A 15,374-nucleotide genomic window follows, 5' to 3' on the forward strand; every position below is an offset into this window, starting at 1 on the left:
TATGCAACGACCTCATGGAATTCGCCAAGGTCAAATGACGATTAACGTGCCTGGCGTGATTCGCACGCTTGGCGAAAGTTTATACGCCGATCCGCATGTGGCAATTCGCGAGTTGTTGCAAAACGCTCACGATACCTGCCTGGTGCGCCAAGCCGATGATCCAAATGCGCCGTTGCCCGAAATTCATGTGCGCTACGACCCATTTGGCCGCAGCCTGACCATCGAAGATAACGGCACAGGCATGACCGAGGCCGAAGTCGAGCAGTTTCTCTCGGTAATTGGCGCGAGTAACACCGATGCTGTGCGCTCGCGGCTTGAGGCTCTTGGCGAGCGCAGTTTGGCCGAGCGCTTGATTGGGCGCTTTGGCTTGGGCATGCTGGCGGCGTTTATTATTGGCGAGCGAATTGAGTTTGTAACCCGTTCGTTTCGTAGCGAAGGCGAGGCGGCAGTTTGGTGGGAATGTACTGGCGAGCAATCGTACCGAATGGGCCAAACTACCCGCGCTACTGCTGGCACAACCGTTACGGTCGCAATCAAGCCAGGCCAAGTGCATTTGCTGCGCGAAGATGAGCTGAGTAGGCTGATTCGCTTGTTTGCCGATTTGCTTAGCGTGCCGATTTATCTTGATCCATCGCCGCGCCCAGTCAATGTGATGCAAGCACCATGGCATAGTGAAGCCAGCGACAGCGACTACATTCGCTATTTGAACGAGCTGTATCCTAGCGAATCGGTGTTAGCGGTGATTCCGCTGAATGTCGAGGAAGATAACGGAGCTTTCAAGCTTGGCGGGGTCTTGTTTATTCCCAAACAGCCCTATTTGAATGTACGCGAACATGGCGATTTAATTGTCTATGTGCGGCGTATGTTTGTCTGTCGTGGCGAGCGCAGCTTGCTGCCAGAGTGGGCAAAGTTCGTCAAAGGTGTGGTCGAAAGCCCCAATTTACGCGAAACTACCTCGCGCGAGGCTTTGCGCCGCGATGAATATTTCGAGCGGGTGCAGCGCACCCTTGGCCAAGTGATTCTTAATTATCTTGAGCAACTGGCGCTCAACGATCAACGCTTGTTCCGCGAGATCGTCACCCAGCACAATCGGGTGATTAAGTCGTGGGCCTTGATCTCCGACGAACTGTTTGCGCGCATAAAAGATATTGTGCTGTTTGACACTGATGCAGGGCGCATGAATTTGCCACGCTATTTTGAGCAATCGCAACTTTCGCGTAGCGGCATCAACAGCGACGATCCCCATCAACGGCTGTTGTTCTATTTCACCACGCCTGGTGGCATTGGCCAACATGCGGTGTTGTTTGCGGCCAAAGGATTGCGGGTGATCGATGCCCAATATTTTCCCGATGAACCGTTTTTGCGCCGTTATGCTGAGCTAACCGAAAATATTGGCCTGCGGCGCTTAGATGTTGGCGGCGATTTCATCTTCGAGGCGCTGACCAACAAAGATGAGCGTTGGCTTGAACTCGAAGAACGCTACGCTGAAATGGGCGTGCAAGCCCAAGTTGCGCAATATCTGCCCGAATCGATTCCTGCGGTTTTGATTTTCGCCGAAAACTCGGAAACGACCGAGCAGGTTGATACACTTTTAGCCGACCCCAATTTGAGCCAATCGATTAAGCAATTGCTGCGGGCGATGCTCGATGAGCGCAAAGCTGAGCGCAAAAGTTCTGCCAACAAAGGCATGCTCTATTTGAATGCGCGCAATCCAGTCATTAATCAAGTGGCAACATTAAACCACTATAGCGACCCACAAATGCGCGATGTATTGATTTTTCTCTACAACAATGCGCTGATGTTGAGTGCTCAAGGCGCGCAGCGGCTCGTCAAGCCCGAACATGCCAAGCAAATTTTCGATGCGAATAATCGGGTGGCCAGCGCTTTGATGAATGCAATTACTGGCACTCCTAGCGTGATCAATCTGCCGCCAGCAACTGTTGCGCCCTATGTCTTGTTGATTAATACGCTTGGCAATGCTCAAGTTAATCAAGAAGTCCGTTCTGTGCTGGAGAGTGCGCCGTTTTTCCTGCGCGTGGTGGGAATTGACGCGGCGCTTTCGTTGACTGAACATAGTTTGCAGAGCCTACAACAGGCAGCCTGTATTGTGGTCGATGCCAGCGAGCCTGCCCAAGCAAGTTTGCTGGCGTTGGGTGCGGTTTGGGCGCTTGCCCCAAATGTGCCAATTATCGCCTTGCGTGCTGGCGAAGCTGATCGCTTGGCGATTCCGGCGATTGATGCGGTTTACGATTTGGGCGTGCGGGGTGATTCATTGCGCCACGCTTTGCAGGAACTAAATCTGGCCCAAGCAGCTAGCCGCCTGAGTGCCGCCGATTTTCTGCGCTACGAATTTGTGAGCGAGCGCTTGGCCCAAGCCTTGGCCGAACACTTCCGCAGCATCGACGAAGTGCTAAACGCCGATCCAGCAGAAGTCAGTAATTTGCTGGGTGTGCGCTTAGCGCCATTGGGCTTAATCGAGGAATTACAACGGGCGTTGCAGGAAGATCGCGACGCTTAGTTACGGCGCAGCACGACGACGGTCATATCGTCTTGATATTGGCCGTCGCTCCAATGGTTAGCTGCGCTCATAATTTCGTTGACCAACTGGGCTGCCGGGCGTTGGCTGAGCATACTAATTAAATTGCGCAGCCGATTCAGGCCAAATAATTCGCGTTGGCTGTTGGCGGCTTCAACCACGCCATCGCTGACGAAAATTAAGCTCTCACCAGCTTGTAGCTCCAAGGCCGCTTCGTGGTACTGAGCGTTGGCCACAGCGCCCAAGGGAAACCCCGTCAAATCAAGATACTCGCATTGGCCGTCTTTGCGCATATGCAAGGGCGAAATCAAGCCTGCATTGCCCAATTGCAGCTGGCCAGATTTGGCATCGAGCATGGCATAGGCCAAGCCGGTATTGATTTTTTGCTGCGCCATGCGCCGATAAAACAGCGGATTAAGCCGATTGGCAAGGCTCAATTGGTTGCTGGGAGGGCTGTCGTGCAAGTATAAATCGATCACGCTCATGGCGATGGCCATAAAAAACGCCCCGACCACACCTTTGCCCGAAACATCGCCAACCCCAAGATACCAACGATCATCGCTCAAATCGATGACATTGAAGAAATCGCCGCCAACTTCGCGCGCTGGTTGGGTAAAGCCCGCAATTTCGTAGCCGCTGATGGCTGGCAATTGCTGGGGCAAAAAGCGTTGCTGCACCTCAGCCGCCAAGTCAAACTCGCGTTGCAAACGAGCACGCTCCGAGCGTTCCTCAATTTGGCGGAAGTTCTCCAAGACAACTTCGACTTTGCTGCCCATGGCTTCGACGGTGGCTTGCTCTTGTTTGCTAAAGCCGCCAAGCCGATTGTAGAAGGCCAATAAGCCGATTGGCTTGCCCTCTAAGCGCAGTGGCACGGCCAAGGCTGCATCGATACGCTGGCCAAAGCCAACCCGCTGAAAATCGCTGTTATTTTCGAGGCTAGTCGCCGACCAAGGCTCGTTGCGTTTGAGAATATAGGCAGCCAAGCTGGTTTGATAGGCGGCGGTGGCTTGGGCTTCAAAGCCCCAACTGGCGGCAATTCGGGCTTGGCCTTGTTCAAGCAAAATGATCTCGCCTGCTTGCGCATCGATCAATGTGCCGCCCTGTTGCAAAATCTCGCCAAGCAGTTGATCGCGCGGCAACGAACGGCCAAATAAATCGCCCATGCGGCTCAAAAATTGATACAGCTCGCGCTGGCGACTCAGCCGCCCCCAACCGCTGCCAGCAAAATAGGCCAAGACTGGCATCAAAACTAAAGTCACAATAATTTCGATCGTTGGTGCGCCAACCAAGCCATATTTCGTTAACGAGGTTGCGACGAGCGGCGCAAACAGCAGATCGGCCAAAATGGCCACCGCCATGCTGCCCATCACGCCAAAACCCATCGCGGCGTGGGCAATTGGAATCAAATAGAGGTAGCGCAAGGCAGGCGCAGCCGCCCAACGACCTTCGCCAAGGTACATCACAATCGTAATGGCCAAGAGCAAAAGGCTGATGCTAATCACATCACGCTGGCGGTGAGCACGATTCATCAGCGTAAAAGCGCACTAAAACTAAATACGATATTACACAGGTAGCCTGGCACGACGCTTTGATAGCGGCGAAATAAGAGCGAGGCGGCAATCGATATCATCGACAAATAAATGACCACACCTGCCATTTGAATGGGATTTTGCCATTGGCTGCGAATTAAATAAATGCTCAAATTGGCAAGCGTGGTGACGGCGGTAGCAAGCCAAAAATTGAGCTTATAGATCGTTTGCAACGAACGCAAGAGCACGCCGCGAAAAAATAATTCTTCGCCGAGCGATTGAAAAACCTCAAAGCCCAGCGACCAAAACATATATTGCCAAGGTTTGATGCTGAGGCCAACGATGCCACTAAAGCGCACGGTCGATAAAAAATGCAGCGCGATGAACACTCCTGCCAACAAGCCAAGCAGCACTTGATCGCGCCATTTGCGCAGGTGCAGGCCATGATGTTGCAATTGTTGATCGTGTTGTGAGTACCAAAGCAGCAACATTGGGGGAATAAAAAATAAGCCAGCCCAATACAAGCGTGGCGAATCGCCCAAACCTGCGGCCAAAAAATGCTGGTTTAGGCCATGTTTGGCCGCCACATTGACTACAATTGCCACCGCAGCCCAAAATCCAAATAGCACTGCTGTCCGGCGTTTGGCATGCGGCTGGCGAAACCAGGCTAGCCCACAAAAAACAGCAACAAATAGCACCCACGAACCAACCTCGGTCACAATCCCTTGCATAACCTGGCCTTCAAACGTCGCACCCCACAACATCATGGCCGAGGCACAAAGCAGGGTTAAGCCAATTGTCAGCCCGTAGCGCCATGGCGGGCGTTGCAACAAACGGCGTTCTGGGGTTTCAAGTTGATGAAAAGCAAGCAGCGACATAGGGCCTCCGTTGGTCGTGAGCGCTATTGTAGCATAGGGCAAAGAACATAGAACAAAGAGCATAGAACAAGGATGAAGGATGAAGGTTGAAGTCAATAATCAAACCTATCTGTGGAATCTGTGGCAAAAAAATCGTGCTTCGTGGATGATAGGTTTAACGCAGAGGCGCAGAGCAATGATGGCTATGGGCTTTGGGCTATCGGAATATTTTTCGTGCAATTCGTGCAATTCGTGGCTAAAAACGAAACCTTCGTACGCTTTGTGTTCTTCGTCGTTAAAAAAAGCCCTTATCACTCGTAATTTTAACCCAGCGGCGCAGAACAATGATGGCTATCGGCTATTGGCTTTGGGCTAGGAGGACATAATCAACAATAATCTGTGCAATCTGTGTCTAAAAGCTAGCTCTCAATTCTATGTTCTATGCTCTATGCCCTATGTTCTAAATATAGAAATTATGTGCTAAAATATTATGTTAGAATAGGGCTTTTGTGGTATAATAAAGCCATGAATAGACGTTTACAACCACAAGCTCAAGAGCCACAACGACGTAATCTTCCGGAACGTCTAAGCCAAGGATTTCGCATCGTTCGTCGCGCACCTTGGGTTATTTTAATGCCCATTTTGCTTGACCTCTGGCTGAGGTTACTGCCAGCTTTAGCGCCTAATCGTTGGCTTGCCAGCATTAGCAGCGTGGTCAATCGATTTAGCCGCGCTCAGAGCCAACAACTTTGGGCGCAGGCCAACGAGCTGTTGCAAACTGTCGATTTGCGTTCGAGCGCAGTCGGAACTTACCTTGTGCCAAGTTTGTTTAGCGGTGCTGGCTCGCCCTCGCTGCATAATGATGCTCCATGGCTGTTCGATGGCTGGTTGACCTTGCTCTTGGTGCTTGGGTTGAATGTGCTTGGGCTTGGCTTTAGCGCAATCGTTTTGTTCTGGCTGGGGCGCAATCTCGATCAGGCGCAGCCTGCATGGGCAGCCCTGCCCAAACAGCTCTGGAATTTGGCCAAACTGAGCCTGATTATTGTTGGCTTAGGTTTGTTATTTGGCATCCCTGCGTTGGTTGCTGCCAGCTTTTTGCTTTCTGCCAGCGCGTTTGGGGCGCAATTGGTGCTTGCCGCCTTTGGGGTGGTGCTGATTACCCTCTGGGTTTATGCCAGCCTTGCGCCAGCAGCAATTATGCTTGGCCAACAATCTGCCTTGATTGCGCTCTATCAGAGCTACAACTTGGTACGTCAACAACCACGCGAAGCCCTCCCGCTGATTATCGCTAGCGGAGTTTTGATTCATGGGACGGCCTTTTTGCTGCGGCCACTGGCCACCAACATGATCAGCATTCTTGCAGCAAGCGCCCTGTTTGGGTTGCTGAGCTGTAGTTTACAAGCAGCCAAATTAGTCTTTTATAACGAACGTGTTGGCTCACTTGCCCACCGTTTTCCTGTTGCCCTAACACAAAAGTGAGGTTCGATTCGATGGCGACAAATCCTAATCAGAGTACATACGATGCCGCTCAGATTCAAATGTTGCGTGGCTTGGAAGCAGTACGCGAAAACATGGGGATGTATCTCGGTGGCCAAGACACATCGGCCTTGCATCACTTGGTCTATGAAGTTGTCGATAACTCGGTTGACGAGGCTTTAGCTGGCTACTGCGATACGATTATCGTCGAAATGCGCACTGACGGTTCAATTGCTGTCGTCGATAATGGGCGCGGGATTCCTACCGATATTCACCCCGTCGAAGGTCGCTCAGCGCTCGAAATTGTGCTGACTGAGCTGCACGCTGGCGGTAAATTCAAAGGCTCGCAAGGCTACAAAGTCTCAGGTGGTTTGCACGGGGTCGGGGTTTCGGCAGTTAACGCGGTTTCCGAATTTTTGCGCGCCGAAGTTAAACGCGATGGTAAATTATGGGCCCAAGATTTTCGTCTTGGCATGCCTCAAGCTCCTGTTCATCAGGTTGGCGATGCTACTGGCACGGGCACGACGATTATCTTTAAACCAGATGCCCAATTATTTACCACCGTCGAATTCAACTATCGCACCTTGTCGAACCGTTTGCGCGATATGGCCTACCTCAACAAGAGCCTACGCTTCAAGCTGATCGATTATAACAACGATCGCGAAGTAACCTACTATTTCGATGGTGGGATTGTCTCGTTCGTGCGCCATCTGACCCGCGAAAAAGGCCCATTGCTCGCGCAACCGTTCTATGTTGAAAAAGCTCATGAAAATGTTAATGTTGAAATTGCCATGCAATACACTGGCGATTTCAACGAAAATCTTTTAGCCTTTACCAACAACATTGCTAATCCCGATGGTGGCACGCACGTTACTGGCTATCGCGCTGCCCTAACCCGAACGATCAATGCCTATGGCCGCAGCAAAGGCTTGCTCAAAGAAGGCGATACGCTCTCTGGCGAAGATGTGCGCGAAGGTTTGACTGCAATTATTAGCATCAAACTGTTCCGCCCTCAATTCGAAAGCCAAACCAAATCGAAGTTGGCCACGCCAGAAGCTAAAACCGCAGTCGAAACGGTGCTCAATGAAGCCCTGTCGGGCTTTTTGGATGAAAATCCCAACGAAGCCCGCCGGATCATCGAAAAATCGCTTTTGGCTTCGCGTGCGCGTGATGCAGCCCGCAAGGCCCGCGATTTGGTGCAACGCAAAGGCGCACTCGAAGGCTTCGCCTTGCCTGGCAAGCTTGCTGACTGCTCGGATAAAGAGCCAGCCCACTGCGAAATCTTCATCGTCGAAGGCGATAGTGCAGGTGGAAGCGCGAAACAAGGCCGTGATCGGCGGTTCCAAGCAATTTTGCCTTTGCGCGGTAAAATTCTGAACGTAGAAAAATCACGTTTGGATAAAATGCTTGCCAATAACGAAGTTCGTGCATTAATTACTGCACTTGGCACTGGTATTGGCGAAACATTCGATATTTCGCGCTTGCGCTACCATCGCATCTTGATTATGAGCGTTGCTGGCGATGAACCAACCCTGATTCGTAATGGTCAAGGCCATACTGAATTTGTACGGATTGGCGAATTTATCGATCAATGTATTGCAGGCCAACGCCAGGCAAGCGAGTACGAAGTCATTAGCTTCGACCAAAAACGCAATCTTGCGCGCTTCCGCCCACTCAAAGCAGTGATGCGTCACGCCAACCACGAGCCAATGTACAAACTTAGCACGCGCTATGGCCGTTCAGTCAAAGTAACTGCCTCGCATAGTGTGTTTGTGCTTGAAAATGGCCAGCCAGTCTTGAAAAAAGGCAATCAGATCAAACTTGGTGATCAATTGGTTGCCAGTCGCCGCATTCCACGGCCAGCAATTCAACCTCGCGAAATCGACCTGATCAAGTTGTTTGCTGAAGCAGGCTTGATTGATAATCTTTATCTGCGGGGTGAAAGTGTGCGCGCGATTGCTGCTCAGCGAGTGCTAAACAATGTTTCGCAGCCTGAGCAATGGAACGAAGCCCGCATTAGCTTGCATACTGCTGCGTGGGAACGTTTGGTTGAATATCGCCAAGCCCATGGCTTAAGCCAAAAAATGGTTGCTCAACGGCTTGGGGTGAAGCAAGCAATTACGATTAGCCAATGGGAACGTGGCATGTTGCGGCCTATTCAATCGCAATTTGATAACTACTTGGCAACGATTGGCTGGGAAGAACCAATTAGCTATGAGCTAGTGCCTTCGAAGCTTGAGCGTTTGTTGTTGCAAGATGATAGCAGTGCCAATGCACGTTGGCGTGAAGTCAGTAACTACAAAGCTTTTAATAGCTTCAACAACGATGAGCTAGATTTGCTTGATCGTGATGTCGAGCTTGTGCCGCAAGCCCACGACGATCGCGCCTTCCCTCGGATGTTGGCGATCACGCCAGAATTGCTGTGGTTCTTGGGCTGGTTTACTGCCGAAGGTTCCTTGAGCAAACATCAAGTTAGTTTATCGTTAGGCCAAAAAGATGCAGCCTTCTTCGCTGAGCTAAAAACCACAATTGAACAGCTTTTTGGTGAAACGCCACGTTTCTATCAATCGCCCGATAATGGCGGCATTAAATGCTACTTCCATAGCGTTTTGGCAGCTCGTTTGATTCGTGCTTTGGGCTTGGGTGCGGTTGCCCATCAAAAACAAGTGCCTAATATGCTCTTCAGCTTGAGCAGCGATTTACAGCGCAGCTATCTCGAAGGCTATTTTCTTGGTGATGGCACGCTCTGTGATAGCACCATTAGCATGACAACCAACTCGCCTGAACTCAAAGATGGCTTACTCTACTTATTTGGTCAACTTGGCATTTTTGCTGGCGTGAGCAACATCAAGCCCAACTTGCCAGCCGATGCACCAATTCAAACTGTGCACGACTACTACAACATTGCAATTAGTGGCAAGCAACAGCTAGAACAATTGCGTAGCGTTTGGCAACGCCATCATCTGGCCGCCAAAGTCGAAGCCCATTTGGCTAAACCAACCACCAAAGCCCAAGCCTTCACGCCAATCAGCGACGATATGGTTGGCTTAGAAGTCTTAGCGGTTGAAGAATTAGCCCCAACTGGTGAGTTTGTCTACGACTTCTCAGTCGAAGAAGACGAAAACTTCTTGTGTGGCACTGGTGGTTTGTATGCTCACAATACCGATGCTGATGTGGATGGAAGTCACATCCGCACCTTGCTGCTGACCTTCTTCTTCCGCCATATGCGTGATTTGATTACCAATGGCCACTTGTATGTTGCCCAACCACCACTGTTCCGGGTGCAACATGGCAAGGCCTACAAATATGTCTACGATGAAGCAACCCGCGATGAATATATTCGTTCATTGCCAGCTGGCACTAAAGTCATCGTTCAGCGCTTTAAAGGGCTTGGCGAAATGAACCCCGACCAATTGTGGGACACGACGCTCAACCCTGGCAATCGCATGATTTTGCAGGTGACGATTGAAGATGCGCTAGCTGCCGATGAAACCTTCTCAATGTTGATGGGTGAAATTGTTTTGCCGCGCAAACGCTTTATCCAAACCCACGCCGCCGACGTGAAAAACTTGGATGTTTAGGCTACAAAAATAGTCATTCAAAACGCAGCAGGGCTGGAAATTGCTAGCCCTGCTGCGTTTTTAGCGCGAAACTTTACGATACATAAAAGCGCCTCTGATATAGCCGTTGAAATAACTGCCGTGAGAATCGGCCTGCATCAACTCGTTATACATATCCTCGGGTACCTCAAAATACTGATAGATTGAGCGGTTTTGAAATTCGATCTCTAAGGTCTGATTAGTCGCGTCATAGCCAACCGAAGCCAAATTTGATGAATCAACTGGAGTTCGTTTCATACCCTGCCTCCGTTAGGGACGCTAATTGGCTCATTGTATAAATTTTCTATCAGTTTGGCTACTAGATCAAGGCCGAGGGGCCAGTGCGCAGGGGCTATTTTTCAGAGAGCCGTCAAAAGCTTCAGTATCCTGAGGTCATATGCTCTATGCTCTTTGTTCTTTGTTCTTTTGCTAGTGTCTTGACCAAACCACGATTCATGCGTATAATAATTCGCGTTAAGCCGCATTAGCTCAGTTGGTAGAGCAACCGCCTTGTAAGTGGTAGGTCGTCGGTTCAAGTCCGACATGCGGCTCCAAACATCAAAGCCCTCAGCAAATCTGCTGAGGGCTTTGGTTTTTTAGGCTTATTCGTCGTTGCTATAGCTATCGAGAAACAAGACTTCATCGGCGCGAACGACGGTTTTGGAGCGGCGCTGACCGCTGTCTTTGTCTTCCCACGAGCGGGTGTGCAAGCTGCCAACTACTCGAACCCGACTGCCTTTGTGCAAACGATCTTGGCAAATATCGCCAAGCCCGTTCCAAGCTTCGATCGTCGTCCATTCGGTGTCGAAGGTTTGCTCGCCTTGTTCGTCTTTGCTGCCAAAGCGCTTGGTCGCCACATTGAAATCGCAGACCCCAACTCCCGATGGCAAGAAGCGTTGGGTTGGTTCGCCGCCAAGCCAGCCGATCAATTCAACTCGATTTACGGTTCCTTTAACGTTCATTTGAAACTCCTCTGGTTTAGTGTACTTACTCAGTTGCCCATAGTTAGAGACGCAGATTGTGAATTTTTGGCTAGCCAATAGTCATTGTTTTTGCTGGTGCATGGGCTAGCCTGCGATAGGACTTTTAGCGCCGTAAGCTGCGTTGTTGCAGTTCTTGCAAGAGTGCGCCTGCTTCGTTGACCGAAAGATCATCAAGCTGTTGCGCGCCAAAGCGTTGGCGAATTTCAGCGTTCAGATCAACGCCTTGCTGACCGGCGACTCGTTGCAGCGCTGCCAATTGGCGCGTGCTGGCTGGTGGCTCGCTCGCCGTCGATTCGAGCATGTTGCTGGTGCCGTTGGCATTTGGGCTAGCAGCGACCGCAGCCGCAGCGCTCGCTTGGCTGGTTGCAGGCTTTTGATCTAATTGCTGTTTCAAGCCATCGATAATTTCTGAGGCTTGGCCTTTGGTAAGCGTTTCATAGCTTGCATTGTGTTCTTGCAAGGTTGCTTGCATCTGACCATCATTAATCGCCAATGTATTGATCAAATACTCTAAGTACGAGCGTTGTTTTTCGCTCGCAGGCGAATCGGGGTCGGCGATGCGTGGCGTATTGATCGCAGGGTGGGCATCACGCAAGGCATTAATTTGGGCCTCGACCGCTGCTTGCTGGGCGCGAAAGATGCGCCAGCCAGTTTCGACAGCTTGACTGATTGCTGCATCATCAGCCGTTGGAGGGAGTGCAATTGTTTCTTCAATCGTTATATAATCATCTCCAGAGCGAATTGCAGCGCGGTAGGTGCGGGTTACTAAAGCTTCCTGTTCCATCGTTTGTACTCCAGTTCAATCGTTAATACTCATCCCAGCGTTTACTATCACGACCCGCTTGGTTTTGAGATGAGTATAGCTGACAGTTGTGTCAAATAACGTCACAAATCGATCTTGCTGGCCGTGAAACACCCCTAAACTATGGAGGAATGCTATGTCAAGCTTTTTAGCCGATGATCAAAACCCGATTTTTTATACTGATACTGGTGGCCAAAAGCCAGCAATTATCTTTATTCATGGCTGGACGAGCGCTGGCTCGCACTGGGTTGGCATTACCACAGCCTTGCGCCGTTGGTATCGCTGTATCGCGATCGACCTACGTGGCCATGGCCGCACTCCAGGCCAAGGCGAACTGACGATTGCCCGCTTAGCCCAAGATTTGCATCAATTAATCGAGCACCTCAAGCTTGAAAAACCAACAATCGTTGGTTGGTCGATGGGCGGCTTGACCACCTTTGAATATGTGCGCCAATTTGGAGTCGATAACCTCAAAAGTATTGTCTTAGTTGATCAGACCCCGTGTATGCAAACCAGCACAGAATGGACCATGGGTTTGTTTGGGGCCTATACCGCCGACCATATCACCAGCATGCGCCAATTGTTCGCAAGCCAGCAGCGCCGAGTATTGCGCCGTTTTGCGATGGGTGTCGTCCATCCTAATCGGCCACTGTTGCGCTTTGCCACTTGGTTCACCTCGCCCTATCGCCGCAACTACGATCCCAAAGCGCTTTTGCCCTTGGCCGAAGATATGGCCGATCGTGATTATCGTGATTTGTTGGCAAGTATGAATGTGCCAATTTTGTTGTGCTATGGCGGGCAAAGCTGGCTTTACCCAGGCAAGGTTGGCGAATATTTGCACGAACATTTGCCCCAATCAACCTTGATTCACTTCGAACGTAGCGGCCATTGCCCACCGTTTGAGGAACCAGTTAAATTTATTCGTACAATTTTTCAATTTATGCGCCAACAACCAGTAAGCCACGTATAAACACTATGCTGAGAGGAGAACGAATGTTGTTTCAACGTCTAGCGCGCTGTTTTAGCGTGGCAATCTGCCTAAGCTTGATCGCTGCCTGCGCCAGCCAAAATGCCACTCCTGCACCGCCAACTGAGCTTGCTAATAAGCCGACTGCGGAGCAAAAGCGCGCCGATAAAGATAGTCCAAATCAAAACCCAACCAAAACGCCGCGTCCAGCTGCCACCGCAACGCCAATTATCACTGGCCCGCACTTTGAGCAAGTTGGCGGCTTGCAGCTCAAGCCACCAACCGAGGGTCGCCACGCCGATCTTACCCTTTACAACGATTTGATTTTGTTGGGCATGCAGCCAAGTTCATGCCAACTCGAAAATCGCATCACATTAATTGATGTGAGTGATCCACGCCAGCCAGAAGTTGCTGGCTACTCGCCAGTGGTCAAAAATGTGTCGCTCGAAGATATGGATGTAGCGCGGATTGGCGAACAGGATATTGCAATTGTGGGCATGCAGCCGTGTAGCGGTGAAACCAAGCCAGGCATCCAAATTTTGGATATTACTGATCCAAGCAAGCCTGTCGAATTGGCTCGTTTTGCAACCACCCTCGGCGTGCATGAGCTTGATCTGACCGTCAACTCAAGCGGCCAAGCCTTGGCTCTGCTTGCAGCGCCAACCAACAACGTGTTTGGCTCAACACCTATGGCTGAGCATCGAGCCGAATTGTGGATTGTCGATCTGAGCACGCCGAGCAAACCAACCAAGCTCAGCCGCTGGGGCATCGATCAAAAGCTCGATTGGCAAATGCTTGATTATGCCGACCGAGCGCGTGGTAATTTTCCTGGCATCTTTTTGCATAGCGTGCGCGCCAGCAGCAATAGCCAACGCGCCTATCTCTCTTACTGGGATGCAGGCGTGATTATTTTGGATATTCAAGATCCTGCCCAACCAGTCTACCTTGGTCAAACGCCTTATCCAGCGCTCGCCGAGGGCGATGCGCACTCGGTTGTCGATTGGAATGATGGGCAATTTTTGGCCTTGAATAACGAAGATTTTAGCAATGGTCAAGCCAAAATTAGCCACCCAGCGCTTGCCGAGCCAGCCTACGCCCATGCGCTGCCTTTTGGCGAAAAGCTTGATCAACCCTTGAGTGCCGAGTTTGTGGCGCTTGAGCAAGCCTGCGATCCCAAGGCCGACTATCCCGATTTTGCTGGGCGCTTTGTGCTGATCGAAATAGCGGGCTGTTCGATTGAGCGTAAGTTTATCGTGGCTCAAACTGGCAAGGCAGCAGGCTTGTTGCTCTATGCCAACAAGCCTTACCAAGAGCTACCATTTGGCGATGATGTTGATTTGATCACTGAGTTTAATTTGCCAATGTATTTGCTGAGCAGCACAACCGCTGCGGCCTTGCTGAGCCAACCTGAGGCCAAGGCAACAATCGAACAGTATTTTGATGGTGGTGGGGCAATTCAATTCTTTGATCTCAGCGATCCCAGCAAGCCAGTTGAAATTGGCCGTTATAACACGCCAAATTCGATTGATGCGAAGCGCGCTACCAACCCAACTGTGCATAATTCCGAGGTGCAAGGCCAATATCTGTATGCTTCGTGGTATCGCGATGGCTTGCGCATGCTCGATATTAGCGATCCCAGCCAGCCCCAAGAGGTTGCCGCATGGCCAAACGGCAACTCGCCGAGCGTCAATTTGTGGGGCGTGCAAGTGCGCGATCAATATGTCTATGTCAGCGATTTGAGCTATGGTTTGTATGTATTGGAGTTTCACGCCGAATAAATTAAAATACAGCTCGCATGAAAAAATCATGCGAGCTATTTTTATTTAACGAGCAACAAAGGCAGCCAAAACAGCTTGCAATTGATAAATATTGATCCGGCTATTGAATTGTTTTTGAATCGGCACAGGATTGCCCGAAATCCAAATTTTCAACTCTGCATCGAGATCAAAATGGCCAGCGGTTTCGATGCTAAAGTGGGTGATACTGCGATAGGGAATCGAATGATATTCGACTTTGCTGCCAGTAATGCCCTGTTTATCGACCAAAATCAAGCGTTTATCGGTAAAAATAAAGAAATCACGAATGAGCTGATAGGCTCGTTGAACTTGTTCGCCCCACGCCAGCAGTTGGCCAAAATCGCGTTGCGCTACTTGCGGATCGACTTCCGAAGCGTTGCCCATTAATCCATCAAATAAGCCCATAGTGGTTCCTCCTGTTGTGGTTCGCTATGGGGTTATACGCCGCACGCTGGCGATTGTTGCGTTAGCGGCCTAGCTCTGGCTCGAATAATTCGCAGCGGCCACATTGTGGGCAAACATACATTTCAAGCCGTTCGCGCTTGATGAAGTTGCCAACTGCACCAACCAAGGCTCCAGTTAAGGATAAACCTTCGTGGAAATATTTTACGCCACGAAATTCGAGCGCCGTATCGCAGCGCAAACAAGCGACTTGGCGCTCACCAATTGGGCTAGCTAAGGCCAATGAGCCATCGCGCAGCCAGCCACAGGTTGCGCATTCTTGCCAATCGTCGGCAACGTCAGCGCCACAATAACTACACTGTTGCATTCTCAGCTCCCTTCAACTTCATTAAATTCTTGTGAATCGCTATTTGATCTTATTTAAAAG

12 protein-coding genes and 1 tRNA gene are annotated in these 15,374 nt (G+C 50.5%); 6 read left to right on the forward strand and 7 right to left on the reverse strand.

Features of this window, described 5'->3' with window-relative positions; translation table 11 throughout:
• Position 1: 1 nt before the first annotated feature.
• Positions 2 to 2,518 (forward strand): ATP-binding protein, encoded by a 2,517-nt coding sequence (locus SE18_RS02490; RefSeq protein WP_054532841.1) that lies wholly within the window; start codon positions 2 to 4, stop codon positions 2,516 to 2,518.
• On the opposite strand, the gene SE18_RS02495 is transcribed toward SE18_RS02490, so the two are convergent.
• Together SE18_RS02495 and SE18_RS02500 are read right to left on the reverse strand one after the other, a co-directional pair.
• Complete coding sequence (locus SE18_RS02495) at positions 2,515 to 4,065, reverse strand: PP2C family protein-serine/threonine phosphatase (protein ID WP_054532842.1); 1,551 nt, start codon at positions 4,063 to 4,065, stop codon at positions 2,515 to 2,517. The genes SE18_RS02490 and SE18_RS02495 overlap by 4 nt on opposite strands.
• Positions 4,065 to 4,943: a CPBP family glutamic-type intramembrane protease gene (locus SE18_RS02500; protein ID WP_054532843.1), complete on the reverse strand. Its 879-nt coding sequence runs from the start codon at positions 4,941 to 4,943 to the stop codon at positions 4,065 to 4,067. Before SE18_RS02500 ends, SE18_RS02495 begins: the two co-directional genes overlap by 1 nt.
• A 504-nt stretch (positions 4,944 to 5,447) precedes the next feature.
• Between SE18_RS02500 and SE18_RS02510 the strand changes: the two genes are divergently transcribed.
• The gene (locus SE18_RS02510; RefSeq protein WP_160319459.1) at positions 5,448 to 6,401 is read left to right on the forward strand and encodes a hypothetical protein; all 954 of its coding nucleotides are present in this window, start codon (positions 5,448 to 5,450) and stop codon (positions 6,399 to 6,401) included.
• 11 nt (positions 6,402 to 6,412) lie between these two features.
• On the forward strand, positions 6,413 to 9,979 hold the full coding sequence (locus SE18_RS02515) for an ATP-binding protein (protein ID WP_054532846.1): 3,567 nt from the start codon (positions 6,413 to 6,415) through the stop codon (positions 9,977 to 9,979).
• A gap of 60 nt (positions 9,980 to 10,039) precedes the next feature.
• Here the strand turns inward: SE18_RS02515 and SE18_RS02520 are convergent, their stop codons facing one another.
• On the reverse strand, positions 10,040 to 10,255 hold the full coding sequence (locus tag SE18_RS02520) for a KTSC domain-containing protein (RefSeq protein WP_054532847.1): 216 nt from the start codon (positions 10,253 to 10,255) through the stop codon (positions 10,040 to 10,042).
• Positions 10,256 to 10,475: 220 nt separating this feature from the next.
• Between SE18_RS02520 and SE18_RS02525 the strand changes: the two genes are divergently transcribed.
• Positions 10,476 to 10,551 (forward strand) — tRNA-Thr (locus SE18_RS02525).
• A 48-nt stretch (positions 10,552 to 10,599) separates the two neighbouring features.
• Here SE18_RS02525 and SE18_RS02530 read toward each other — a convergent pair.
• Together SE18_RS02530 and SE18_RS02535 are read right to left on the reverse strand one after the other, a co-directional pair.
• A complete protein-coding gene (locus SE18_RS02530) occupies positions 10,600 to 10,959 on the reverse strand; it encodes a single-stranded DNA-binding protein (protein WP_054532848.1) in 360 nt (119 codons plus the stop codon).
• Between the two features lie 124 nt (positions 10,960 to 11,083).
• Entirely contained in the window at positions 11,084 to 11,764 is a 681-nt protein-coding gene (locus tag SE18_RS02535) for a hypothetical protein (protein ID WP_054532849.1), read from the reverse strand.
• 154 nt (positions 11,765 to 11,918) lie between these two features.
• On the opposite strand from SE18_RS02535, the gene SE18_RS02540 reads away from it, so the two are divergent.
• Both SE18_RS02540 and SE18_RS02545 read left to right on the forward strand, forming a co-directional pair.
• A complete protein-coding gene (locus SE18_RS02540; RefSeq protein WP_054532850.1) occupies positions 11,919 to 12,752 on the forward strand; it encodes an alpha/beta fold hydrolase in 834 nt (277 codons plus the stop codon).
• Positions 12,753 to 12,775: 23 nt separating this feature from the next.
• A complete protein-coding gene (locus tag SE18_RS02545) occupies positions 12,776 to 14,527 on the forward strand; it encodes a PA domain-containing protein (RefSeq protein ID WP_054532851.1) in 1,752 nt (583 codons plus the stop codon).
• A gap of 45 nt (positions 14,528 to 14,572) precedes the next feature.
• On the opposite strand, the gene SE18_RS02550 is transcribed toward SE18_RS02545, so the two are convergent.
• Both SE18_RS02550 and SE18_RS02555 read right to left on the reverse strand, forming a co-directional pair.
• Positions 14,573 to 14,950, reverse strand: a complete 378-nt coding sequence (locus tag SE18_RS02550) for a PH domain-containing protein (protein ID WP_054532852.1) — start codon at positions 14,948 to 14,950, stop codon at positions 14,573 to 14,575.
• A 61-nt stretch (positions 14,951 to 15,011) separates the two neighbouring features.
• Positions 15,012 to 15,314 carry a hypothetical protein gene (locus SE18_RS02555; protein ID WP_054532853.1) on the reverse strand — a complete coding sequence of 101 codons (303 nt, stop codon included), beginning with the start codon at positions 15,312 to 15,314 and terminating at the stop codon, positions 15,012 to 15,014.
• Positions 15,315 to 15,374 lie beyond the last annotated feature (60 nt).

Origin of the sequence: Herpetosiphon geysericola (assembly GCF_001306135.1) — a bacterium.
Classification (GTDB): Bacteria; Chloroflexota; Chloroflexia; order Chloroflexales; family Herpetosiphonaceae; genus Herpetosiphon; species Herpetosiphon geysericola.

What these genes read in the sequence shown, in the direction of transcription:
- SE18_RS02545 (WP_054532851.1), top strand. Translation starts at nt 12,776, where the DNA reads ATGTTGTTTCAACGTCTAGCGCGCTGTTTTAGCGTGGCAATCTGCCTA.
- SE18_RS02555 (WP_054532853.1), bottom strand. Translation starts at nt 15,314, where the DNA reads ATGCAACAGTGTAGTTATTGTGGCGCTGACGTTGCCGACGATTGGCAA.
- SE18_RS02490 (WP_054532841.1), top strand. Translation starts at nt 2, where the DNA reads ATGCAACGACCTCATGGAATTCGCCAAGGTCAAATGACGATTAACGTG.
- SE18_RS02540 (WP_054532850.1), top strand. Translation starts at nt 11,919, where the DNA reads ATGTCAAGCTTTTTAGCCGATGATCAAAACCCGATTTTTTATACTGAT.
- SE18_RS02550 (WP_054532852.1), bottom strand. Translation starts at nt 14,950, where the DNA reads ATGGGCTTATTTGATGGATTAATGGGCAACGCTTCGGAAGTCGATCCG.
- SE18_RS02520 (WP_054532847.1), bottom strand. Translation starts at nt 10,255, where the DNA reads ATGAAACGAACTCCAGTTGATTCATCAAATTTGGCTTCGGTTGGCTAT.
- SE18_RS02495 (WP_054532842.1), bottom strand. Translation starts at nt 4,065, where the DNA reads ATGAATCGTGCTCACCGCCAGCGTGATGTGATTAGCATCAGCCTTTTG.
- SE18_RS02535 (WP_054532849.1), bottom strand. Translation starts at nt 11,764, where the DNA reads ATGGAACAGGAAGCTTTAGTAACCCGCACCTACCGCGCTGCAATTCGC.
- SE18_RS02515 (WP_054532846.1), top strand. Translation starts at nt 6,413, where the DNA reads ATGGCGACAAATCCTAATCAGAGTACATACGATGCCGCTCAGATTCAA.
- SE18_RS02500 (WP_054532843.1), bottom strand. Translation starts at nt 4,943, where the DNA reads ATGTCGCTGCTTGCTTTTCATCAACTTGAAACCCCAGAACGCCGTTTG.
- SE18_RS02530 (WP_054532848.1), bottom strand. Translation starts at nt 10,959, where the DNA reads ATGAACGTTAAAGGAACCGTAAATCGAGTTGAATTGATCGGCTGGCTT.
- SE18_RS02510 (WP_160319459.1), top strand. Translation starts at nt 5,448, where the DNA reads ATGAATAGACGTTTACAACCACAAGCTCAAGAGCCACAACGACGTAAT.